Genomic DNA, 1,226 nt, shown 5'->3' with positions numbered 1-1,226 from the left:
GGCGGTTTCTAGCGGTTATCGCAACAGGAAGGTTCTGATCATCTCATTGGGGGTGCAGAAGTCGAATCGTTGGCGGGGTCTGTCGTTGAGTTCGTGGGCGACGTAGTCGAGGTCGGTTTGGCTGTAGATGCTTAGGTCTGCGCCTTTGGGGAAGTACTGGCGCAGGAGCCCGTTGGTGTTTTCGTTCGAGCCGCGTTGCCAAGGTGCGTGGGGATCGCAGAAGTAGATGTCGATGTCGGCTGCGATCTTCACTTCCTTGTGCCTGCGCATCTCGGTGCCTTGGTCCCAGGTCAGCGAGAGTCTCAGTTCATCGGGAAGGGCTCCCATTTTGCGGATCAGTCCATCCCGAACAGACTCGGCACGGTTTTCTCCGGTCGGGACATGGAGGAGCATCACGAACCCGGTTGTTCGCTCCACGATGGTGCCGATGGCGGTTTTTCCGTCCTCGCCTACGATCAGGTCCCCTTCCCAATGCCCTGGCACGGCACGGTCTTCGACCTCGGCGGGACGGTCGGCGATCATGACCTTGTCCTGGATTCTGCCGCGGCGTTCGTCGGGGCGGCGTTGGGGTTTGCGCAGGGTCCGGCCGGTGCGCAGGTTCTTGACCAGTTCCCGCTTCAGTCCGCCCCGGGACTCGAGATAGAGGGACTGGTAGATGGTCTCGTGTGACACCCACATCTCCGGGTTGTTCGGGAAGTCCTTGCGGAGTCTGCCGGCGATCTGGACCGGTGAGTCTTTCTTGCCGAGCCGCTTTTCGACTTCCTTGCGCAAGGGTTTGTTGCTGTTGAGCTTAGCGGTCTTGGGCCTGGCTGCCCGGGCGTGGGCGCGGGCATGGGCGGTGGTAGCCCGGTAGAAAAAGACCTTGTCCGCGTTCCTCCGGAGCTCCCGGGAGATCGTCGACGGGGCCCGGCCCAGCCTTCTGGCGATCTCACGGACCGATTCCTTGCTCCGCCATAACGAGATCAACTCCCGCTCCTCGAAAGACAGAGACCGGCCGGTCAGGGTCCGGCCCCTGCGGGGCCGGACCCCTCCCGAGGACCTCAACTCACGGCGGACCGTCGTGATGGACCATCCGACGGATGCGCCAGCATCTTCGTAACGGGCACCATCAGCAACCTGCTGCCAGAACGACTGAACAACCTCAGCGACCAAACGATTCGTGAACTTCACCATGGCAATCGACACCCTTCAATATTCAGGTGTTGCGATCACCGCATGATTCAGCG

1 protein-coding gene is annotated in these 1,226 nt (G+C 61.3%); it reads right to left on the bottom strand.

The features are described 5' to 3' along the window. Window positions 1-15: 15 nt before the first annotated feature. Entirely contained in the window at window positions 16-1,173 is a 1,158-nt protein-coding gene (locus ACIQH5_RS22435) for an IS30 family transposase (RefSeq protein WP_400407852.1), read from the bottom strand. Window positions 1,174-1,226 lie beyond the last annotated feature (53 nt).

The organism is Paenarthrobacter sp. NPDC091711, from assembly GCF_044756605.1.
GTDB lineage: Bacteria > Actinomycetota > Actinomycetes > Actinomycetales > Micrococcaceae > Arthrobacter.
Note: the sequence above shows the minus strand (reverse complement) of the source record. Positions and strands in the feature narration are given on the sequence as shown.